Genomic DNA, 23797 nt, shown 5'->3' on the forward strand with positions numbered 1-23797 from the left:
GCAGGGGGAGCAGGGCGAGAAAAAACTTCTGCCTCTACAACAACAGGATTGCAATTTCCTTGGTGGTTGGCAGGAGCAACAGGCGGATTGGTAATTGGTATTGCTGCTTTCGTGGCAGGTGCTGTTTGGTCTAGTCGTCGTACCAAGTCTCAGCTCGTGTCAGCGTCTACAGGATTTGCTGACGAAGTGAATGAGTATCGAAATGGTAAAAGTTCTAGCAGATCGACTTATCCTGCATCCGAACCAGGCGAGAGCGGAGAGTCTGTTTTTGGTGACGAATCAAATTCGATGAACGACAACCATCATACGAGAAGCCAGCAGTCAGAGATCGGAGATTGGAAGTAAAGATATTTTTGGTAAGTCAATGCTCAATTCCATCCTGAAGTGGTCAATTATTCAACGCTGGCTGGTTGTTCTGGGAGCAATTATTGTCACCATATTAGGAATTTACAATTTAAGGCAGATGCCCTTAGATGTTTTTCCGAATTTTGCACCGCCCCAAGTTGAAATTCAAACAGAAGCACCAGGACTAGCTCCTGAAGAAGTCGAATCTTTAATTACATTACCAATTGAAAGTGCCATCAATGGTACGCCTGGAGTGACGACAGTACGCTCGTCTTCTGCGGTTGGAATTTCCGTTGTCAAGGTCATCTTTAGCTGGGACACTGATGTATTTCAAGCTCGCCAGTTGGTGACAGAACGATTGCAGCAAGCCCAAAGTAAGCTACCTCAGAATATCGAGCCACCGCAAATTTCTCCAACTAGCTCTCCCATCGGTACGATGTTGCAATATGCGTTTACTGCTGAGACGACACCACTGATGGAAGTGAGGCGGCTGGTCGATCGCGATATTACTAACCGCCTGCTGGCAGTGCCAGGAGTTTCTCAAGTCATTGCCTATGGAGGAGATATTCGCCAATATCAAGTGTTGACCGATCCTGCAAAGTTACAAGCCTTTAATGTGTCTTTGGCAGAAGTTACCGAAGCAGCACGAGCGGCGAATACCAATGCTGCTGGTGGCTTTCTTGTCAACCCAGATCGAGAATTATTAATTCGGGGCATCGGGCGAATTTCATCAATCGAGGAGTTGAAACAATCGGTCGTTACTGCCCGTAACGGCAAACCCGTATTACTCAGTGATGTAGCCGACGTACAAATCGGCGCAGCTTTGCAACGGGGTGATGGCAGTTTCAACGGTCAGCGAGCAGTTGTCGTGATGGTTAACAAGCAACCTCAAGCTGATACTCCGACCGTGACAAAAGCGATTGAAGCAGCGATCGCAGATATTCAGCCTAGCCTACCCAAAGATGTTAAAGTTACCGTTTCTTTTCGCCAGCAAAACTTCATCGACGACGCGATCGGAAATGTTGAAGATTCCCTGCGCGATGGCATCATTATTGTTTCCATTATTCTGGTGCTGTTTTTAATGAATTGGCGTACTGCCGTCATTACTCTCAGCGCCATTCCTTTATCAATATTGATTGGATTGCTAATTTTGAATTGGTTTGGGCAAGGTATCAACACGATGACTTTGGGAGGACTAGCGGTAGCAATTGGCTCGGTGGTGGATGACTCAATTGTGGATATGGAAAATGCCTACCGAGGGTTGCGAAAAAATCAGCTAGCGGGAAATCCGGTTCATCCGTTCCAAGTGGTCTACGATACTTCAGTAGAAGTGCGCGTGAGCGTGCTATTTTCTACAGTCATTATCGCTGTGATTTTTGCCCCAATTTTTACGCTGACAGGAGTAGAGGGTCGAATTTTTGCTCCAATGGGTGTAGCTTACTTAGTCTCTATTTTTGCTTCAACCCTGGTAGCAATGACGCTCTCGCCAGCCTTATGTGCCATTTTGTTAGCCAACCGCCGATTACCAGAGGAAGAAACTTGGGTTTCACGCTGGTCTCAACGGCTGTACCGTCCCCTACTCAGATTTTCCATTCGCGTTCCGAGTGTGATTCTGACGATCGCAGTAGCTTTATTTATCGCCTCCGCGATCGTTTTACCGTCGCTAGGACGAGTGTTTTTACCGGAATTTCAAGAGCGATCGCTTGTCAATGCGATGTTGCTATACCCTGGTGTTTCATTAGAAGTCACAAACAAGTCGGGGATGGCAATTCAAGAAGCTCTTAAAGGCGATCCTCGGTTTGAGTCCGTGCAGTTACGCTCTGGACGTGCGCCAGGAGATGCGGATGCGGGTGGTGTCAACTTGGGACACGTAGATATAGAAATTAGCGATGAAGGAATGAAAGACCGAGAGGCGACTATTGAAAAGGTTAGAGCAGAATTTGCGAAATTACCAGGTGTTGCTCCTAGTATTGGTGGTTTTATTTCTCACCGGATGGATGAGGTACTATCTGGAGTCAGAAGTGCGATCGCGGTGAAAATTTTTGGTCCTGAACTGGATGAACTACGCAGTATTGGTGCTGAAGTTCAGGCAACAATAAGCAACGTCCAGGGGATCGTAGATTTGCAGCTAGAACCCCAAGTTCCAATTAAACAGGTACAAATTCAATTCGATCGCCCTGTTGCTGCTCGTTACGGTCTTTCAGTCGGTCAACTATCAGAAGCGATTGAAACTGCCTTAAATGGACGAGTCGTTTCTCAGGTATTGCAAGAACAACAGTTATTCGACTTATTAGTATGGTTAAAACAGAGCGAGCGCAATAACTTAGAAACTATCAGAAATTTATTAGTCGATACTCCCAACGGACAGAAAATTCCTCTGGCATCTGTTGCTAAAATTGACTACGGTACTGGTCCCAATACCATTAATCGGGAAAATGTATCGCGATTGATTGTTGTTTCTGCTAACGTATCCGGTCGAGATTTAGGTTCTGTTATTGAAGATATTCGCACTAATATTAAACAGCAAGTACAACTGCCATCTGGCTATTTTGTTCAATATGGCGGTCAGTTTGAATCAGAGCAACGAGCTACTCAAAACTTACTCCTATTTGGTGGTTTAGCTATTATCATCATTGCAGTTTTAATGTACTTTGCTGTCAAGTCAATATCTGCCATGTTGATGATTCTAATTAACCTACCCTTGGCTTTGGTAGGAGGCATTTTCTCTGTGGCTTTGGGTGGTGGTGTCATTTCTGTGGCTTCAACGATCGGATTTATCACTTTATTTGGAGTCGCCACGCGCAACGGTTTACTATTAGTTGAAAACTACAACGCCAAGTTAGCGCAGGGAATGCCCTTGAAGTCAGTCCTATTTGAGGGTTCTATGGAACGACTAGCGGCTATTTTAATGACCGCTCTTACCTCAGCACTAGGTATGGTTCCGCTGGTGATTGGTAGTGGAGCAGGTAAGGAAATTTTGCAACCTTTAGCGATCGTGGTTTTAGGTGGGTTGTTTACTTCCACTGCATTAACCCTGCTAGTTATTCCAGCTTTATATGCTCAATTTGGCAAATTTTTGGTTCCATACAATTCAGTTACAAACGATAGAGCCTCAAATATCCCCCCTAGCTCCCTATATGATTCAGTTAAAAGTATAAGATCCTCGAAGATCCCCCCTAGCCCCCCTTAAAAAGGGGGGAATATTGCCCCCAATTCATCGGGGGTTGGGAGGAGCGAGTCTTATCTGAGCTGTATTGCCCTAGCTCCCCTTGGAAAAGGCAGAATCATAGCCCCCCAATTCATCGGGGGTTGGGGGGATCGTCCGCTCTGCAACCTATGAGTTTTTATTTCCCAAAAAGACTGAGCTAGTGTCAGATTTAGATATAACTCAACGTTCCGTCATGTAGAAGCGTAATTGCTCAAGATATTCTTATTTACAAACATTACATCAATTGGATTTGAATCATGAAAACATTCCATTCAAACTTATTATTTTTAGGTGTTGCAGGATTAATTTTCTTAGGGAGTAGCGATCGCGACTCAAACGTTATAGCTTCAGAAATTAAAGCGCAAGCTGAAATAATTAGTGAAACAGCAGGTGCAACTAAAGACAGTAAACCTAAAAAAGGTGGTCAAGTTGTGGAATCAGGTGCTTATCACTTAGAGCTAGTACCTGTGAAAGAAGATAAAGGAATGCATTTAGATTTTTACTTGCAAAGAGGAGACAACCATGAAGCAATTCCCAATGCTAAAGTAACCGCTCAAATTCAAATGCCCGATGGGACGCAGAAAACTCTTCCTTTAAAATATGACAGTAAAGGTAAACATTATGCGGCTTTGTTGGCTAGCAAAGCATCTGGTCAATATCAAGTGAAAGTTACTGCCGATATTAAAGGTGAAAAAGTTAACGGACGTTTTAGTTTTAAGCAGTAATTTGTATGCAACAGTATGAGAGTGCTACTAGTTGAAGACGAACCAGACTTAGGAACTGCCATCAAGCGCACCTTAAACCAAGAAAAATATGTGGTTGACTTGGTTTTCAACGGTACGGAAGCTTGGGATTACTTAGAAAACCAGCAGATGCAGTATACGCTAGCTATCTTTGACTGGTTATTGCCTGGAATGTCGGGTGTAGAGCTTTGTAAGCGCTTGAGGAGGCAAAACAGCCCACTACCAGTGTTAATGCTAACTGCCAAAGATAGCGTCGAAGATCGAGTTGCTGGCTTGAGTGCAGGGGCAGATGATTATTTAGTAAAGCCATTTAGTATGGCGGAACTGCTAGCAAGAGTTAAGGCACTCCATCGACGATCGCCTCAACTTCAACCCCAACAACTACAAGCAGGTAATTTAATTTTGGACTACGATACCCGCAGTGTCTATCGTCTGGAACGCTCCGGTGGTAAGCAGTTAGTCGAATTAACGAATAAAGAGTTTCAGCTGCTAGAGTATTTCATGAAGCATCCAAACCGGATTGTCACCAGCGAGCAGATCCGCAATCAACTTTGGGAAGTTACGGCAGATACCACAAGTAACGTTGTAGCAGCTCAAATTCGCCTGCTCAGAAGACGATTAGCAGTAGTAGATAGCGATCGCGCGATCGAAACGGTCTCTGGTAGAGGCTATCGCCTGAATATGCCTAATGCAGCAAAATAAGCTTTTTTCTCAAACTCGCTGGCAACTTGCAATCTGGTATGCTTCTGTCATGAGCTTTATTCTCGGTCTACTTGGCTTTGGAGTCGAGCGGGCAATTATCCACGCTCATTGGCAAACTCTCGACCGAGAGATAGAGGTTGTCGCTGGTACGCTACACGACGATGTTGAAAAAGATTTACGGCAACCAGGACGTTTAGAACCAACAATTCAACAGTTGACACAGATACCACAGAGGGACAAACGCCACGTTTTAGGAGCAATTCATCAGGGCGACTACTATGCTAGGTTTTTAAGTCTTTCGGGAGAGAATGTCGCTGCTCTAGGTTTCTTACCGGATGGTTTACCTTTAACGCCGGGAGAACCCATGTGGCAAACCTTAACCGATAGCCAAGGAAATCGCTACCACCAAATTTCTCTATCGCTGCATACTCAAGACAATCGCCCTTGGGGATACATACAAGTAGGACGTAGCCTCAGCGACGTGGACGCTTATTTAGCTAATGTCAAGTTAGTGTTGTTGCTGGGGTTGCCAAGCGCCATCATGCTCGTAGCGGTTTCGAGTTGGTGGCTGGCAGGTAGAGCCATGCAGCCAGTATACCAGTCATACCAACAGATTCAACAGTTTACGGCTGATGCCGCTCACGAGCTGCGAACTCCACTAGCTGCACTGTCAGCAACCGTTGAATCGGCACTGCGATCGCCCCATTTGCCCGAACCAGAAGCACGCGAGATTTTGCAAACCGTCAACCGCCAGAACCAGCGACTCACGGCATTAGTTGCAGATTTGCTACTCCTATCGCGCATGGAGCGCCAATCTTTACTAGTGCAACATCAACTTTGTTGTCTTAACGATATTATTAGCGATTTGGTAGAAGAACTGGAATCTTTAGCGCTTGCCGCAGCAGTCACGTTGAAAGCTGAAATTAAAGTCTATAAGCCATTACAGATCGTCGGGGATGAAGAACAGATGTATCGTCTGGTGACTAACTTGATGGTTAATGCGATTCAATACACCCATACAGGCGGTTGTGTTAGGGCAATTTTAGACAAAGAGGACGATCGCGCCATCATTCGAGTTGTAGATACAGGTATCGGGATTGCACCAGAACATCAGCAGCGGATTTTCGATCGCTTTTATCGCGTGAATAGCGATCGCTCTAGAATGACTGGCGGTTCTGGTTTGGGATTGGCGATCGCAATGGCGATCGTCCAAGCACATAAGGGTAGCTTGGAGGTACACAGCGAGTTGGGCAAAGGCAGTACCTTTACCGTTCGATTACCACTAGGAGTTGCGACAGGGAGCGCACGAGCAGATATACAACCTCGCGATCGCGATTAAAGGTTTTAGCAATAGCAAAGATGTTAAAAGTTATTTCTAATTTATCTATAGGTTCGGCTATTCTCAGCCTCATTTTGGCATTAGCAAACAGCGCGATCGGTGCTGATGTCCCTACTCGTGAGAGTGCGATTACAGACGCAATAAAATACATTTCATACCTAGAGAGCGATATCTCTAACGGTACAATTTCGGTAACTCCTGTTTCCCAGTTGGCAGATATTCGACCTACTGACTGGAGCTTTCAAGCACTTAAATCTTTGTACGAGCGTTACAAATTAGTTATCAATAATGACAAAATCTTTCAAGGTAACGATAGCGTGACTCGTTATGAGTTTGCTGCTCAATTACATGTTGCGATCGCTCGCCTCCACGCATTGAATGCGGCGAAAAATGCTGAATTCGTTAGCCAAGAGGACTTATCGATTATTCAACGCCTGCAAACAGAGTTTGCCCCAGAACTGGCAGCTTTACCCAAACGAGTCGAGAATTTAGCAGTAGAAGTTGCCGATCTGACAGCACAACAATTTTCCCCTACTGCCAAGCTGACAGGAGAAGTTATTTTTGCTGTCAGTGGTGTTAACGGCGATCGCAAGGCTGATGATGATGAAGCTGTGGACGAGAGTATTATTTTGAGCGATCGCGTCTGGCTCAACTTCGATATCAGCTTCAACGAGAGCGATCGCCTGTTCGTGCGTCTAGAAGCGGAAAATACTCCTAGCTTAGACGATGCGACGGGAACGGAAATGACTCGCTTGGGATTTTATGGCGACAGCGACAACGTATTCGATCTCAACCAACTGGAATACAGGTTTGCTGTTAGTAAAGCAGCCAAGTTATACATCACCTCAGATAGTACTGATGTCCGACGTGTGGCTAATAGCGACAATGCCTTTAGTACTAGCGGACGTGGTGCGATTTCCCGCTTTGGTCGATATAGTCCGTTCTATAGATTAGATTTTGGCGCGATCGCGCGGCTGAAGTATGAATTTAGCGATGTTGTCAGTTTAAGTTTAGGACTTGCGGATGATGATGCCGACGATGCTGATGATGCTGAATCCAGCCTTGGGGGTGATACCGATGGTACGGTTGCCCAACTGACTCTAGAACCGAGCGATCGCATTGATGTGGTTTTGGCTTACCAGCGCGATGGTGAAAAGTATGGGGCGATCGCTCAATTAATTCTAGAACCAACCGACAATATCGAACTAGGTTTAACTTACGTCCGCTTTTACGACAACTTAGATACAGGCACGGGTAGTGAACTGGCTAACGATCCTTTTGACGATGAAAGCGAATATATCACGACAAGTTCTTATGGATTAGAAACAAATATTAAGATCGGTTCTGGTTTTACTATAGGTGGTTGGGTTGGTCTGACTACTGCCAAAGCCCAAGACCTTTCAGGCGAACCACAAGCAACTATTTTCAACTATGCCCTAACGCTGGCTTTTCCCGATCTCGGCACAGAAAACAGTTTAGCTGGAGTTGTCATCGGGCAACCGCCTAAAGTTACTAGTAACGATTTAGGAACGGATTATGTAGATAGCGATACATCTTTACATTTAGAACTTTTCTACCGCTGGCAAGCAACTGAAAATATTGCCATTACTCCAGGCTTGTTAATTATTACCAATCCCGAACACAACGAAAACAACGGCACGATTTATCTCGGAACCGTTCGGACTACCTTAAGATTTTAAACTGAGATTTTAAACTTCTTGTCGTGAATGCTGGCGCTTACTTGTAGGTTTATACCTTTTATGTACTTACTCATGTACGAGAGTAGCGTGTAGATAAAAACTATAATGCCTAACATTTCTAGCAGTTCTTCAATAGTAACTAAAATGATATACTGTATGCTTTCTGTTCCATATAAATCTGCATAGTAGCCGCTTATCATCTCCATACCAAGCGCACCTGCGAGGTAGATAGTTCCAGCCATGACAAATAGGTTTCTTGTGCCAGTAGGAAGATGAGCTAAGAATCGGAGAAATACTAGCGCAAAGACAACAACTAAGACAGAAGCAGGGATAACCCAAGCAAAGTAGAATATTCCTCCAGTTTGCAGCGCGGTTCGCACTGGTTCAAGTGTTTTTTCGTGCAGACTCAGTATTTCATCCAGGGACAGAAACAGAAAGATAACTGCTAAAGCCCCCCAATAGCGCGTGTAGCGATCGCCCATTACTTTCTTTTCATGGGTAATTGTTGCTAGGATGGCAGCACAAAAGAGTAATGCCAAGCAAGAGTAAAGGGCTGGAAAATTTTGTTCGCCATCAACATTAAATAACGGCACTAAAACTGTGTCTCTCATGGGGTAATTAGGTAGGTAGTACAAACTAAACTGCACCAAGAGAGAAATAAAGATCAGACCAAATACCAGTGCTAGTAGGAATCGCACTGTTTTGGCAGCAGAGAGATGAAATCTAAGTTCGCACACTGGTAGTTTTGAGTGCGATTGGGTACTCACTCTGTCTACCAGATTTTTACTGTTGTTTTCATCTAGATGAAATAGCTCTTTGCCTACCTTTCGTTCTGGCAGCACTACTTTTGCCATCAAGTATTCAATAGTTGGCTGTTTCACCCAACCTTTAGCTACTAAAATTTGTCCCAAGCGTTTTTCAGGGTCTTTTTGTTCTTTCAATGCCATATTCAATTGAGTTGGAGTAATCAAACCAGCCTCAACCAAGTATGCACCCAGAGGCTTTTCTTGAAGTCGCCCGATCTGCTTTCGATCGCTCATCATATATTTTCTCGTATTAAATTTAAATTCATACTGCCTCAGCAATCAGGTAGCAGTATATTTGGTTATTTCAAGAATATATCTTGGTAATTATCTGATTAACTTTTGATTAATTAAAGATATGATTTGATTAATGTTTGACTAATTAAAGATTCTGTAAAATATTGATTAGCTTTGAGCAAAAAATAAGATTGTAGACTATTTTATCTGAACACTTTGCTCTTGGCTTCGGACTTTTGGTACTTAATTAACGAAGCGATCGCTGTATTACTTTTATCTCGATCGCTGACAATATATTTCCTAATTCAATCGAACGCTCCTAGCAAGCGTTCGATTGAAGATTATGTAGAAAAGTTCAAATGTATAAAATTTATTCAATTGCCCGCTGTTCTTAACCTATGTCAATTGGTAGTCACGGCAAATTTTTCGCGGGCGAAAGTAATTTTGTCGCCAATGCCTGAGAGTTTTGGTAAAGCTGCGTCAATCGCCTCTAAACGTGGGATTAATCCTTCGCGATTGGCTATTTGGATCGACAGTCCAGGACGAGCATTGATTTCTAACAACAGCGGTCCTCGTTCCCGATCTAAAACGATGTCAACGCCGAGATAACCAAACTCCGTTTTGTCGCCTAATTTAGCTGCCATTTCTACAATAGCTTGCCAGTGAGGAATTTGGCGATCGCGCAAAGGCTTTCCTGTTTCTGGGTGGTTGTCGATATAGCGGTTTTTCTGAATCCCTGCTAGCGTTTTGCCAGTAGCAAGGTCTATCCCTACACCAACACCACCGCGATGCAAATTCGCTTTGCCATCAGAAGCCCGTGTCGGGAGGCGCAACATTGCCATTGCCGGAACTCCTTTGTAGACAATGACTCGCACGTCGGGAACGCCTTGATAGGCAATTTCATCAAATACCGGATCGAATTGTACGGCATATTCAATAATGGCGCGATCGGTTTGTCCGCCTAAAGAAAACATACCGCTAAGGATGTTGTAAATGTGATAGTGTAAGTCGCCTGGTTCTAGAATTGAACCGCTGGCTTTGCGATAGCCCTTTTCCATCACCTCTTTAATCACAACAATGCCGTCGCCGCCGCTACCTTGAGCGGGTTTAATAACAAAAGATTGATGTTGCTTAACAATCCTGGCTAACTGTTTCACTTCATTTTGAAATGATATTACACCGTATGTTTCTGGAGTCGGTACGCCAATAGATTGAGCAATCTTTTTCGTTTCTAATTTACTATCAGCCAAGCGATAGAGCCGTCGTGGATTTGTGGGGAAAAGATAATCTAAATTACGAGCGTTAATTCCCAAAATCCCGTAACTTTGGAGCGATGATGTTAACATTTCAGCTTATCCTTCTGTTTGTCTTAACTGCCGCTGTAAAGACCGGAAGCGAAAATACTCGATGAGTTTGTATCCGTTATAGCGCCCTACGAGAATATTTAATGCTAAAACCAGCAGCAACAATTCTGGAAAGATAAATGCCCAATGCTCTACATAAGGATTAATGAGGCAGAAATAGCCAATAACTGCTGCAACAATCGTACCGATTCCAGCAATTATTGTCTCGGTTGGTCCTGCTTCCTCCCACCGCATTGCTGCTCGTTCAATTGTCATGGCAAGAATAACAATCGGGAATAACGAAACTGATAAGCCCAAACTGATATCGAGGCTTTCTAGCAGAATTGCCAAACCACCAATTACCAAAACAGTTGCGGTCAAAATTGCAGCGAGTCGCGGTACGATTAACAGCTGCAATCGATTCAAATAGCCGCGAAATAACAGCCCAATAATCACTACAAAAACGAACAACGGAATTCCCACAAAAATCCCAGTTTGACGAAAGGCAAGCGAAATTAGAATAGGGGTGAACGTGCCAAAAGTTTGTAACCCAATCATTTGATGCAAAATTGAGATGATGAGCGCCCCAATTGGAATTAGTACTAAGATTTGAAAGACTCGTTGCGTTGATAATGGCAGCCGCAAAAATGAGTATTCTAAAAATGGATTTGTGACTCTTCTCCCCCGCCAAATTGCTCGCGTCAGTCCGTTGTCGGTATTGGGTTGAACGACGACTTCTAAAGCAATATTGTTCGCGCCTTGGGCTTGAATGACTCGATCCGAGCCGTACCACCAAGTTAAATAGCGATCTTGTTCGCTAAAGCTCAAATTGACTGGATCGAAAGCTAGCCAGCGATCGCCTTGTTGTACCTCTAGCCACTGAATAAAATCAGTAGAATACACCTCTTGGCTTCTCAGCAAAATGCCATTCCCAACCCGTGCAGGTACGCCAGCTCGGTTCAATAAAAATGCTACCAATTCTACTGTAGATTCTTCCTTTCTGATGTTGCGGCGAATTGCCTGTATCCGAATATCATCGGGACGGACAGCTAGTTGATAAAGATTTCTTGCTAACGATAGGCGATCGCTTGACTTTTTAGCTGCTTCGCTCAATAGCGCGTTAATCTCTACTGTTGGTGGATTTTCATTCAGATTATCTTTGACTCTCTCGGTATTTTCGCCAAATCTAACTAACTGTTTGTCCACTAACCGTCTGCCTGAAATCGGCACTTCTTCGCTACCAGGTGCAACGCCCTCTTTTCTCTGAATGATGGCTCGGTAAAATAAAAATTCTCTGCTATCAATTTCCTGCTGAGTAAAAACAGCAAATCGATTGCCTGAATTGTTCTTGGTATACTCAACGGCGCGCTCGAAACCTTCATTGATAAAATCTTCTTTCGCAATCTCGTAGCGTTGAGATGGTAAGGGTAAGTGAAATTTAATCTTAGTTAATCTTTCTTCCTCGTCCGATTCCAAACCTAATTCATCTGAATTCAGCGATAGTTTCGCTTCTACATACCAACTGTTATATGTTTGGTTGGGAAACAGGGGGACGCTAGAAGCTGTAATTTTATGTACGAAAATAGCTAACCCAATTGCTGTTAAAAATAATGCTAACAGCACAGCGCGAAATGTACGATTCACTGTTATACCTCCTGTTTCGGACAGGATGGTTCTGTCGTGAAAGTTTGAGATGAATCGACAGCTAACTTGCCTTGCTTGAGCATATTGCGTCCAATTAAAACGGGATAATTAAAATCATCGCGATCGGCAAGGTTGACTTCTTCCTCAATCCATCGCCCTGCAAGACAAAATCTCATCCGCACCACTGGACGACGAATATCGCTACCTTCACGACTTTTAATTTCCACCCAACGCACGATGGGACGCTCGAATACTTCCTTGTTACCTTCTCCATCCAAAAATCGGAATCTAATCGTACCACCGGATTCTGTTTCTTTGTCCGGCTTTTCCAAAATTTCAGCGTTAATAGAGGTTGTTTTTGCCCCTGTATCGAGTTTTACTTTGACTTCCTTATCGACACCAGCAATTTTTCCGTTCTCGACCCAACCAACTATCTGAGTCTGTTGTGATGATGAGTTAACAGCTTGAGACTGTTGTATGCTGCATCCCGTGGCTGACAACATACCGAGCGACAAAACAATAAAAATATTTTTAGGTGTAGCCATCATAATAAAACCAAACTCCACTCTTCACGACTAAACAACTAATAGCTACCCGTACTGAGTAATTTTTCTTCCTTAGTAAATGTACTTAAATACTCTTGTGACGCGATCGCCCCGCAGGTAGATTTGTGGCAATTTGTTGACAAAGCGGGGATTGCTAGTGTTCTCATAGCAATTCTCAAGTGTGCGGATGACATTTATTTGTAGGGGCGCACAGCTGTGCGCCCCTACCAGACATGTATTGCATCCAATTGAAAACCGCTATCAAAGGATACAAAAGGTGCAACCGAAATTTGCGATCGCAGATCGGCAAGAAAAAAATGGCGGGAAGTCATACTTGATGCCCCCTAGCCTCCCAATTACGATTTGCCGTCACCTGAAGTATGGGAATGGCGATCGCCGTTATTGTGCCAACGTGCTAGCATTTGAGTTAAAGCGGACTCAACTTGTGGTGACAATCCCACCGTTCCAGAACGCAAGTGGAGATCGTGTTGTGGAAAAGGGATCTCAATTTCTCTTTGGTTCAGCACGTCGTAAATTTGATAGTACAGATCGCTGGTGAGTAAAAATTGCCGTTCCGGTTCCTTCGTCCAAACCAATAATTCAAAATCTAGAGCGCTGTCGCCAAAGCTTTTAAACAGCACTTGCGGCGGGGGAGACTTTAACACCTTAGGATGGTTGCGAGCTGCTTCTAGCAAAGCGGCTTCTACAGCTTTGGCATCGCAACCATAGGCAACGCCAACGGGGAGATGGAGGCGCGAGATCGGGTTGCGGTGGCTCCAGTTAATTACTTCATTTTCGAGAAAGCGAGAATTCGGCACGATGATCGAAACGCGATCGAGGGTGCGAATTTCAGTGCTTCTGGCTCCGATCCGCTCTACAGTCCCTTTATATTCTCCCACTTCAACAAAATCTCCCACCTGAATCGGGCGCTCGAACACCAATACGATCCCGCTACCGAAATTTTTGGCAATATCCTGCAAGCCGAAACCAATCCCCACACTTAAGGCACTGGCAACGATCGCTAAAGAACTAATATCAAGTCCCCAGATTTGCAGCAATACCAGCGAGCCAACAAAGATCAGACCGTATTTCGCCAGAATAGCGATCGCTTCTTGAGCGCCGCGATTGATGCCAGCATACCGCAGTACGCGAGAGCGAAACAGATTGGTGACAATTCCAGCAAAGATGACTAAGCCAAACAGCAATCCGGCTAAAATTACCAAGTCGATGACAGAGTAAGAGTTATTGCTCAGCGTCAAAACTGGCGATGCAAGGCTAGTCCCAAGAACGTTAGCAATTTGGTAACTCCACTGTCGCGTAAAGGGAAATAAGTTCGTGATGTAAAGGACAACCCCTATCCAAAGCCCGATCCGCGCGATCGCTAACACGAGTTTGAACAAAAATTCTAATATGCGTAATGGTTGGCGATCGGCATCAGCTTCCGTACTAGCAGTTAATTGCTCTTGAGCCGCTTGAAAGAAACGATGCTTAATCCATCCCAATCCCCACGTTAAAGCGGCAGCTATCAGGACAATTCCTGCTGCTAAAAGAATAGTTTGCCAAAGATAAGCTGTCGTTCTTTCCGTTTTTGCTCGCTCTAATGCCTCCTGAATTTGCTGCACCCATTGACTTGCTTGCTCTTGCGGCGTGCTACCTGGAATTGCATCTCGTTCTGTAACTGTCAGTAGGTAGCGATCGTTTAATAAAATTGTCGGTAACTGGTTGCGTTGTTCAATTTCTACTTGGATCGGTCGATCGGCTTGAACTACATTTTGTAGTTGTTTAGCGATCGCGTCTGCTCGTTCCCGAGCGCTATATTGTCCTGAATTGCTGACTTGAAAGATTGGTTCTCCGTCTAGCACGACAGGGACTTTTGTAGGTGTCTGGGCGATCGCGGGAAACCACAATCCCAAGGCTAGGACTATAGCAATAATTGCAACTATGAAATTAGATACGAGTCGAAAACGGCGAGAACGAACCATGCAAATCTCTATCGAGTTATTTGAGTAATTTGAACTAAGGAATAGTACTTCTAATTATTAGGCGATCGTTTGATACACTCAAATGAGTATTTTTGACACAAAGAATTTATCCTACTGTTGAATTACTAACATCTTCCTTGAGAAAGACAGTACAAATTCGTTTTCATAAAAATAGCTCTTGCAGTCTCTCGATGCTGGATGAGCGGGTGAGTGCGATCGCCTAAATTCGCTCGGCTCGAAGTTTAAGCTTTTCTTGACAAAAAGCTTGAAAGCTGTAGGGTTTGCTAGAATCATTAATTGGCTATTATGAAAACTGAGTTTTCATTATTGAAAAATGTATCGAATGGATTGACATCCATTAAAACTTTTATTCCATTAGTGCAACCAGAATATGAGCATGGCGATCGCGGGTTACACGCTACTAGAAGTTATAACTGAATGCACTAACACGACTGTTTATCGTGCTTATAGAGATACAGACAAAACCTCAGTTATTATTAAAACTCCGAAAGCCGAGCGGACATCTATAGAAGAGCTGACTTACTTAAAACACGAGTATAACATTCTTCACGACCTGAAAATAGTAGGATTCGTTCAGCCATTGGCTTTGGAAAGTTATCAAAGCGGCTTAGCCATAATCTATGCAGATTTTCCAGGGATATCTTTAAAAAGACTGCTTGAATCGCAAAAAAAAATTGAACTGAATAGCTTTTTATCAATCGCTATTCAATTAGTTTCAACCGTCGCTCGGCTGCATCAACACAATATTATTCATAAAGATATTCAGCCCTGCAATATCTTAGTTAATTCCGAAACAGGTCAAGCGATCTTTATCGATCTTAGCCTTGCTTCACGCTTGCCTATAGAGAATCAGACCATTCGTCCTCCTGAATTATTAGAAGGCAATCTTGCCTATATCTCACCAGAACAAACAGGCAGGATGAACCGCGCGCTCGATTACCGGACTGACTTTTATTCGTTAGGCGTGACTTTCTATGAAATGCTGACAGGACAGTTACCATTTCAGGCAAACAATCCACTAGAACTTATTCACTCTCATATTGCTAAAGCCGCAGTATCGCCTAGAGAATATCAGCCGGAAATTCCACCAGCGATCGCCCAAATCGTGATGAAATTGCTAGCAAAAACGGCAGAAGATCGCTATCAAAGTGCATTGGGTTTAAAAGCTGACTTAGAAACTTGTCTGAGAATGTTACAGACGACCCAGAAAATCTCTTCCTTCCGTGCGGGACAACTCGATTTATCTAGTCAATTTCTAATTCCCCAAAAACTTTACGGACGCGAACGAGAAGTTGCAACTCTCATAGAAGCTTTCGATCGCGTCAGTCGAGGCGCGACGGAGATGATGTTAGTCAGCGGTTATTCTGGTGTCGGTAAATCTTCTTTAGTTAACGAAGTTCATAAACCAATTGTGGGAGCGCGGGGATATTTTATTTCGGGAAAATTCGACCAATTTAAGCGAAATATTCCTTATGCTTCTTTAATTCAAGCGTTTCAAGAATTAATCCGACAATTACTGACCGAAAGTAGCGATCGCATTGCCAGTTGGCAAGCAAAACTTTTGACAGCTTTAGGTTCTAACGGTCAGATAATTATTGACGTGATTCCCGAAGTTGAACGTATTATTGGCGTGCAGCCAGCAGTTCCTAGTTTAGGAATCACTGAATCCCAAAACCGATTTAATCGAGTATTTCGACAATTTATTCACGTATTTACTCAGCCAGAACATCCACTGGTTATATTTTTAGATGACTTACAATGGGTCGATCTAGCTTCTTTAAAACTGATTCAGTTGCTTGTTTGTGACTCGCATAGTCAATATTTATTATTAATTGGAGCTTATCGCGATAACGAAGTCAGTAGCTCTCATCCTCTCATATCAACTCTGGCTGAGATGCAACAAGCTCATGCTGTAACGAACAATATTGTCCTTCAGCCTTTACAAATTACCCACACTAACCAATTAATTGCCGATACTCTCCGCACGAACACGACTACAACTAAGGCGCTGGCTGAATTAGTTTTTAAGAAAACTCAAGGTAATCCTTTTTTCTTAACTCAACTACTAAAATCTCTATATCAAGAAAAACTGTTGACATTTGATTTCGATCGCGCTGGCTGGCAGTGGGACATTCATGTGCTTCAAGAAATTGATATTACTGACAATGTTGTTGAATTAATGGTTAGCCAAATTCAAAAGTTATCACCAAAGACGCAGAAAGTTCTGAAGTTTGCTGCCTGTATTGGAGATAAATTTACATTAGATATTTTAGCGATTGTCAATGAAAAATCTCTATTAGAAACTGCAAAATATTTATGGGAAGCCCTACAAGTAAATCTAATTTCACCACTTTCTGAAGCCTATAAAATTCCGCTCGTCATCGAGCCAGATACCTCAACAATTTTATTAGTTAAACCATTAAAAGTTAGTTACAGATTTTTACACGATCGCGTCCAGCAAGCAGCTTATTCTCTCATTCCCGATTCACAAAAACAAGCGACTCATTTAAAAATAGGTCAATTACTACTCAAAAATACTGCAATTGCAGAACGAAAAGAAAATATTTTTGCTTTAGTCAATCACCTAAACTATGGCTCTGACTTACTCACTTTAGATGCGGAAAAATACGAGCTAGCCGAACTCAACCTGATTGCAGGTCAGAAAGCGAAAGCAGCAACGGCATATGAGTCTGCTATGCGGTACTTTAGAGTGGGTTTGGGATTATTAACAGCAAATAGCTGGCAGAATCAGTACGAGCTAACACTGGCACTCTACGAATCAGCGGTAGAAACAGCTTACCTGAATGGCGACTTCGAGCAAATGGAGCAATGGGCAACGATTGTCTTACAACAGGCAAAAACTCCCATTGACAAAATGAAAGTTTATGAAGTCAAAATTCAAACTTGCATGGCGCAAGTCAAACAACTCGAAGCGATCGCCATTGGATTACAAGCACTGGAACTGCTGGGGGTAAGATTACCCCAGTCGCCTAGTTCCTTAGATTTGCAACACGCACTCAGTCGCACGGCAACAAATTTGGCTGGGAAAAATATAGAAGACTTGATTGACCTACCGTTGATGACTGAGGTTGATAAGCTAGCAGCCATCAGAATGCTAACTAGTTTAGGTTCTCCCACCTATCAAGCCGCACCGATGTTATTTCCCTTGGTTGTCTGCGAACAGGTGAATTTATCGCTGGAATTTGGCAATACACCTTTTTCGGCTTACGGTTATGTTTGTTACGGCGTGATTTTAAACGGCATAGTTGAGGATGTTGAGTCGGCTTATCAATTTGGTAAGTTGGCTTTAAACTTAGTGGAACGATTCAACACCCTAGAACTCAAAACTAGTGTATTTTTTGTCGCCGGATCGTGTACGATGCATGGAAAAGTACACGCTAAAGAGACTTTGCCACTGCTACTGAATGGATATCAAAATGGATTGGAAAACGGGCATTTTGAATATGGTGGCTATGCTGCCATGCAAAGATGCCAATATTCCTATTTTACGGGTCAGGAACTGGCAAATCTGGAGCGAGACATGGCAAACGTCAGCGATGCTCTGCTTCAGTTAAAGCAAGAAAATGCCTTAAGTTGGAATCAAATCTTTCAGCAGTCAGTAGCTAACTTACTCGAACCAACTCAAAATCGTTGCTGTTTGTTAGGTAAAGCGTACAACGAAGAGCGATCGCTACCGCTATTACAGAAAGCCAACGATCGCACCGGACTGCACTATTTTTATATAAACAAACTGATTCTTTGTTATTTATTTGGTGAGTACGAGCAAGCATTAGAAAATGCAGAACGAGCCGTACAGTATTTAGATGGAGTCAAAGCATTTCTGGTTGTGCCAGTCTTCTATTTCTACGATTCTCTGGCACAAATTGCCATGTATCCCTCAGCATCGCGATCGCAGCAAGCACAACTTTTAGACAGAGTACTCCATAACCAGGAAAAAATGCAAAAATGGGCAGGTCATGCCCCGATGAATTTTCAGCATAAGTACGAATTAGTAGAAGCAGAGCAAGCGCGGGTATTAGGTCAATATTGGCAAGCTATGGAGTCTTACGATCGCGCGATCGTAGGCGCTAAAGAGCATGGATATATTCAAGAAGAAGCCTTGGCGAATGAGTTAGCAGCCAAATTTTATTTTTTACAAGGCAGAGATAAAATTGCTCAAGTTTACTTAGTCGAAGCTTACTACGGTTATCTACGTTGGGGAGCAACGGCAAAAGTTAAAGATCTAGAGATCGATTATCCTCAAATTCTTGTTAAAAGTCAGAAGCATCAAGCCTCATCCGAAGCCATTATTCAAATTTCAACCCCTACACTGAGTGAAAGCTTCAAGAACATAGACTTAGCAACTGTGATGAAAGCTTCACAAGCAGTTTCAGGTGAAATTGTTTTCGATAATTTGCTGACTAAACTCATGCAAATAGTGCTAGAAAATGCAGGGGCGGAAAAAGGATATTTAATCTTAGACAAAGCAGGAGAACTTTACGTTGAAACAACTGGGGGAATTGATGTAGATGAAATTGCAGTGCGGGAAGCGCTCCCTTTCAGAATATCGGAAACGCCTGAGAATCATCCTATCCTTCCTATTTCTGTTATCAATTATGTAGCTAGAACTCTAGAATCTGTAGTTTTAAATGATGCAACTGTTAAGGAAATCTTTGCTGCCGATCCTTACATTGTCGATCGCCAACCAAAATCAGTTTTATGCACGCCAATTCTGCACCAGGGGAAACTGACGGGGATTCTCTACCTAGAAAACAATCTCACGACTGGAGCTTTTACACCCGACCGCCTAGAAATTTTACAACTGCTATCTGCTCAAGCCGCAATTTCAATCGAAAACGCTCGTCTTTATCACGATTTAGAGAATTATAACCAGTCTTTAGAAACTAAAGTAGCGGAGCGGACGCTAGAGCTACAAGCAAAGAACGTGCAACTACAACAGGAAATTGGCGATCGCCAGCGAGCAGAAATAGCAGCCGAGGCTGCTAGTCAAGCTAAGAGTGAATTTTTAGCCAATATGAGTCACGAACTCCGCACCCCGCTAAACGGCATTTTGGGTTACGCTCAAATTCTTAAGAAAGAAAAAGCTTTAACCGAGCAACAAAAGAATGGTTTGGATATCATTCATCGCTGTGGCGATCACTTGCTGACTTTGATCGACGATATTCTAGACATCTCCAAAATCGAAGCCCAAAAAATGGAACTCGATTGTCACGATTTCAATTTTTTAGAATTTCTAGCGGGGATTGTCGATATCTGTCAAATTCGCGCCGAGCAAAAAGGCATTTGTTTAACTTACAAACCGTCTAACCTGCCGCAATTCATTCGCGCTGACGAGAAACGACTGCGACAAGTCTTGCTGAATCTATTGGGTAATGCTGTCAAGTTTACCGAAAAAGGTAGCGTAACTTTCAAAGTGAGCGATCGCGCTGGAAAACTGCGGTTTCAAGTAGAAGATACGGGAATTGGCATGGCAGCAGAACAGTTAGAAGAAATTTTCTTACCGTTTCAGCAGGTAGGCAGGCATCGCGATCGCGTTGAAGGAACGGGATTGGGTTTGGCAATCAGCAAGCAGCTGGTACAAAAGATGGGTGGTGACATCAAAGTCAAGAGTACTTTGGGTCAAGGGAGTGTTTTTTGGTTCGAGCTAGAATTACCGAGAATTTGCCAATTAGCTGAAGTTACTAACATAAGTAAACAAAGAATTATCGGTTTTCAAGGCAACAAATTGAAAGTGTTGGTAATAGACGATAAATGGTCGAACCGTTCTGTCATAGTTAATATGCTAGAGCCATTGGGGTTTGAAGTGTTAGAAGCGATCGACGGTCTCGATGGTTTGACTAAGGCGCAGGCGTTTCAGCCTGATTGTGTCATCCTCGATTTAGTCATGCCTAGAATGGATGGCTTTGAAGTGACTCGTCGTCTCAGGACATTGCCAGAGTTAGCAGGTGTAGTGGCGATCGCAATCTCAGCTAGCGTATTCGATTTCGATCGGCAGCAGAGTCAAGCAGTCGGTTGCGATGATTTTCTGCCAAAGCCAGTTCGCGAGACAGATTTATTAGAAAAACTCAGGATTCACTTAGGTTTGCAATGGATTTATGAGGAAGAATCGACAGAGAAAGCTTTAGATAATTCCTCAGCAAGCGAATTGGCAGCAGGCGCGATCGTTCCTCCTCCAGCCGAGGAGATGGTGAAGTTACTCGATCTGGCAATGAGAGGTGACATTCGAGGCATTATAGAACAAGCCGTTAGAATTGAAGCATTAGATCGACGATACAGACCATTTGCGCTGCATCTGCGTCAACTCGCTAAAAGTTATAAAGAGAAACAAATTCTGGAGTTTGTGAAAAAATACTTAGATATCTAGAGGCATGAATGAGCGTGGCTACTGCCGAACCAGGCACGATCCTAGTTGTCGATGATACTCCTACTAATTTGGAGATCCTTTTCGATTTCTTAACTAATTACGGTTTCAAAATTTTGATCGCTGAAGATGGTGAAAGCGCGCTCCAAAAAGCAGCATATGCCTCGCCAGATCTGATCCTGTTAGATATTTTGATGCCAGGGATAGATGGTTTTGAAACTTGCAGCCGCCTCAAAGCCAGTGAATCAACGCGGGAGATTCCAGTAATTTTTATGACTGCTTTATCTGAAACAGCAGATAAAGTGAAGGGTTTACAGGTGGGAGCAGTCGATTACGTGACTAAGCCATTACAGCATGAAGAGGTTTTGGCAAGGGTGCAGACACATCTGCGGTTGCGATCGCTAACCAAGCAACTCCAAGCGCAAAACGTACAGTTGCAGCAGGAGATCGAGCAGCGCCAACGGCAGTATCAGCGATCGCAATTATTTGCGGAGGTGACGCTGAAAATTCGTCAATCTCTTGAGTTGGAGGACATACTACAAGCGGCGGCGATCGAAGTCCAGAAGATTCTGCAAGCAGATCGAGTTTTAATTTATCGTTTGCGATCGGATAGTACTGGTAGTGTAGTTGCTGAGGCAGTGCTACCTGGTTGGTTCTCAGTTCTGGGACAGCAATTTGCTGCGGAAGTTTTTCCAGAAGATTGCCATCAGCTTTACTGTCAAGGGCGAATTCGCGGCATTGCCGATGTGGAACGGGAAGAAAACATTGCGCCGTGTTTAGTTGAATTTATGCGGCAATTCCAAGTTAAAGCAAAACTGGTCGTGCCGATTATTATCAAAGCAGAACTCTGGGGTCTATTAATTGCTCATCAATGCAGTAGCTCGCGAGACTGGACTGATTTTGAGACAGAGTTGCTGGGACAGCTAGCCGATCAAATTGGTATTGCTATAACTCAAGCTCAACTTTTAGAACAAGAAACTCGCTACTCTCAGGAGCTAGCGCGATCGAATGCCGAACTGCAACAGTTTGCCTCGATCGCCTCTCACGATCTGCAAGAACCATTGCGCAAGATTCAAGCATTTGGCAACAGACTTCAAGAAAAATATGGCGAGCTGCTGAACGAACAGGGGGCTGACTATATAAGACGGATGCAAAATGCAGCCCAGAGAATGCAGATTTTAATTGACGATTTGCTCGTATTTTCACGAATTACAACTAGAGCGCAACCCTTCATTACAGTGAATCTTGCCAAGATAGCAAAAGAGGTACTATCAGATTTAGAAGTGTTAATTCAACAAACTGAGGCGCAGGTGGAACTGAGCGAGCTGCCAAGCATTCATGCCGACCCGTTACAAATGCGTCAGTTATTGCAGAATTTGATTGGCAACGCCCTCAAATTTCGGCGAAAAAACGAACCTCCTCGCGTGAAGATATACAGTCAAATTATCGATAATCGAGAACAATTAACTGAGAATTTACTAAATACTTATCTTTGTCAAATTACAGTTGAGGATAACGGTATTGGTTTTGACCAAAAGTATTGCGATCGCATTTTTCAAGTTTTTCAACGGTTGCACGGTCGCAGCGAGTACGAAGGTACGGGTATAGGTTTGGCAATTTGCCGTAAGATTGTCGAGCGGCATGGTGGCAGTATTGCAGCTGAAAGTAAGCCAAGCCAAGGAGCAAAATTTATCGTGACGCTACCTATGCATCAATCCATAGATTGAGGGGGCTTTGTTCGTGTCGCTGGGATATGCGATCGCTTTGATACTGGTCAGGATCGATGAATTTTGTTTATCATGCTGATAAGAAACTCTATTTGTTTCGCGCCATCTTGTCACCTAAAGTAAAAACATCGTCCTTTCCGGCTAGTTTTTCCAATGGAACTTTCGAGCAAATCTGAATATGCACTGCTGGCGCTGTTAGAGTTGGCGAATGCTTATCAGAGCGCTCAGTTGCTCCAAATTCGGCAGATAGCAGCCAGACGAGATATACCAGAGCGTTATTTGGATCAACTGCTGGCAATATTGCGGCGAGGCGGACTGATTAAGGGTATCCGTGGAGCTAAGGGTGGTTACATCCTGGCACGCGAACCACGCCAAATTACGCTGCTAGATGCTTTGCGATGTATTGAAGGATTAGATATCGCATCTTCTGTAGAGCAAAGCACTGCTGAAGGAGCAGAACGAGGCGCAGTTGAGGAAATTTGGCAATCAGCAGAACAGGCGGCGAATGCAGTTTGGCAAAACTATACGCTCCAAGACTTGTGCGATCGCGTTGCCGCTCGTCGGCAGTTAGATTATATGTACTATATCTAGACTTAAGCGATATTTTTAGTTCGTATCCTTGCCATATTTAACTTTTGGTTTCGATATCGTACAACTGGCACATGGTAATGAGTTCTTGTTTGAGGCGATCGCGCATACTCTGTGGTGATACAATGACGCAATCTTGCCGATAACGCAAGACTTCTCGAATCAGCCAAAACTCGTTGACAACCCGCCGCACGACTTGACGCACATCCCCAATCGTTTCGTCTTCTAAGTCATCTTCCCTGCGTTCATAGGATTTTACCATCCCGCCTCGAAAGTGTAAGTATACTTTTAAATGATCTAATCCCTCTCGCCATTCACCGCTTGCGGGTACGATTAAACGAATGCGATCGAAGATTAAAGTGCGATTGTGCCAAAGTTCGGGTAAGTTGGGAATCGAATTTTTTACATCTTCCGTTTCCTCACACCATATGAGTAAGTAATAGCGTTTATCAAAAAAGCGCGGTTCGGCATAGCGCACGGTGTACTGT

At 43.6% G+C, this 23797-nt stretch carries 14 protein-coding genes and 2 pseudogenes; 9 read left to right on the plus strand and 7 right to left on the minus strand.

Annotated elements, in window-relative coordinates:
• From C7Y66_RS21870 to C7Y66_RS21895, 6 genes and pseudogenes are all read left to right on the plus strand, one after another.
• Positions 1–345, plus strand: a pseudogene (locus C7Y66_RS21870) (efflux RND transporter periplasmic adaptor subunit); the annotation flags it as partial.
• Between the two features lie 19 nt (positions 346–364).
• Positions 365–3535: an efflux RND transporter permease subunit gene (locus C7Y66_RS21875; RefSeq protein WP_106547209.1), complete on the plus strand. Its 3171-nt coding sequence runs from the start codon at positions 365–367 to the stop codon at positions 3533–3535.
• Between the two features lie 275 nt (positions 3536–3810).
• Positions 3811–4278: a hypothetical protein gene (locus C7Y66_RS21880; protein WP_106547210.1), complete on the plus strand. Its 468-nt coding sequence runs from the start codon at positions 3811–3813 to the stop codon at positions 4276–4278.
• A 15-nt stretch (positions 4279–4293) separates the two neighbouring features.
• The gene (gene rppA, locus C7Y66_RS21885) at positions 4294–4998 is read left to right on the plus strand and encodes a two-component system response regulator RppA (RefSeq protein ID WP_106547211.1); all 705 of its coding nucleotides are present in this window, start codon (positions 4294–4296) and stop codon (positions 4996–4998) included.
• Positions 4985–6337 (plus strand): two-component system sensor histidine kinase RppB, encoded by a 1353-nt coding sequence (gene rppB / locus C7Y66_RS21890; RefSeq protein WP_106547212.1) that lies wholly within the window; start codon positions 4985–4987, stop codon positions 6335–6337. The genes rppA and rppB overlap by 14 nt, the downstream gene beginning before the upstream one ends.
• Before the next feature lie 20 nt (positions 6338–6357).
• Positions 6358–8037, plus strand: a complete 1680-nt coding sequence (locus tag C7Y66_RS21895; RefSeq protein WP_106547213.1) for an iron uptake porin — start codon at positions 6358–6360, stop codon at positions 8035–8037.
• On the opposite strand, the gene C7Y66_RS21900 is transcribed toward C7Y66_RS21895, so the two are convergent.
• The 6 genes from C7Y66_RS21900 to C7Y66_RS21920 form a co-directional block, all read right to left on the minus strand.
• Positions 8034–9080 (minus strand): hypothetical protein, encoded by a 1047-nt coding sequence (locus C7Y66_RS21900; RefSeq protein ID WP_199197570.1) that lies wholly within the window; start codon positions 9078–9080, stop codon positions 8034–8036. The two genes, C7Y66_RS21895 and C7Y66_RS21900, sit on opposite strands and share 4 nt — an antisense overlap.
• A gap of 398 nt (positions 9081–9478) precedes the next feature.
• Entirely contained in the window at positions 9479–10423 is a 945-nt protein-coding gene (locus tag C7Y66_RS21905) for an alpha-L-glutamate ligase-like protein (RefSeq protein ID WP_106547215.1), read from the minus strand.
• A 6-nt stretch (positions 10424–10429) separates the two neighbouring features.
• Positions 10430–12064: a UUP1 family membrane protein gene (locus C7Y66_RS21910; RefSeq protein ID WP_106547216.1), complete on the minus strand. Its 1635-nt coding sequence runs from the start codon at positions 12062–12064 to the stop codon at positions 10430–10432.
• A 2-nt stretch (positions 12065–12066) separates the two neighbouring features.
• Positions 12067–12612 carry a RimK/LysX family protein gene (locus C7Y66_RS21915; RefSeq protein WP_199197571.1) on the minus strand — a complete coding sequence of 182 codons (546 nt, stop codon included), beginning with the start codon at positions 12610–12612 and terminating at the stop codon, positions 12067–12069.
• A gap of 35 nt (positions 12613–12647) precedes the next feature.
• Positions 12648–12776, minus strand: a complete 129-nt coding sequence (locus tag C7Y66_RS33080; RefSeq protein ID WP_255410040.1) for a hypothetical protein — start codon at positions 12774–12776, stop codon at positions 12648–12650.
• 189 nt (positions 12777–12965) lie between these two features.
• Complete coding sequence (locus C7Y66_RS21920; protein WP_106547217.1) at positions 12966–14591, minus strand: mechanosensitive ion channel family protein; 1626 nt, start codon at positions 14589–14591, stop codon at positions 12966–12968.
• Positions 14592–14982: 391 nt separating this feature from the next.
• Between C7Y66_RS21920 and C7Y66_RS21925 the strand changes: the two genes are divergently transcribed.
• The 3 genes from C7Y66_RS21925 to C7Y66_RS21935 all read left to right on the plus strand — a co-directional run bounded on the left by C7Y66_RS21925 (position 14983) and on the right by C7Y66_RS21935 (position 23312).
• Positions 14983–20997, plus strand: a complete 6015-nt coding sequence (locus C7Y66_RS21925; RefSeq protein ID WP_106547218.1) for a hybrid sensor histidine kinase/response regulator — start codon at positions 14983–14985, stop codon at positions 20995–20997.
• Positions 20998–21005: 8 nt separating this feature from the next.
• Positions 21006–22721: a response regulator gene (locus C7Y66_RS21930; RefSeq protein ID WP_106547219.1), complete on the plus strand. Its 1716-nt coding sequence runs from the start codon at positions 21006–21008 to the stop codon at positions 22719–22721.
• Positions 22722–22874: 153 nt separating this feature from the next.
• On the plus strand, positions 22875–23312 hold the full coding sequence (locus tag C7Y66_RS21935; protein WP_015155042.1) for an Rrf2 family transcriptional regulator: 438 nt from the start codon (positions 22875–22877) through the stop codon (positions 23310–23312).
• 37 nt (positions 23313–23349) lie between these two features.
• On the opposite strand, the pseudogene C7Y66_RS21940 reads toward C7Y66_RS21935, so the two are convergent.
• Positions 23350–23797, minus strand: a pseudogene (locus tag C7Y66_RS21940) (WYL domain-containing protein); the annotation flags it as partial.

This window comes from Chroococcidiopsis sp. CCALA 051 (genome assembly GCF_003015105.1).
In the GTDB taxonomy this organism is placed as follows: domain Bacteria; phylum Cyanobacteriota; class Cyanobacteriia; order Cyanobacteriales; family Chroococcidiopsidaceae; genus Chroococcidiopsis; species Chroococcidiopsis thermalis.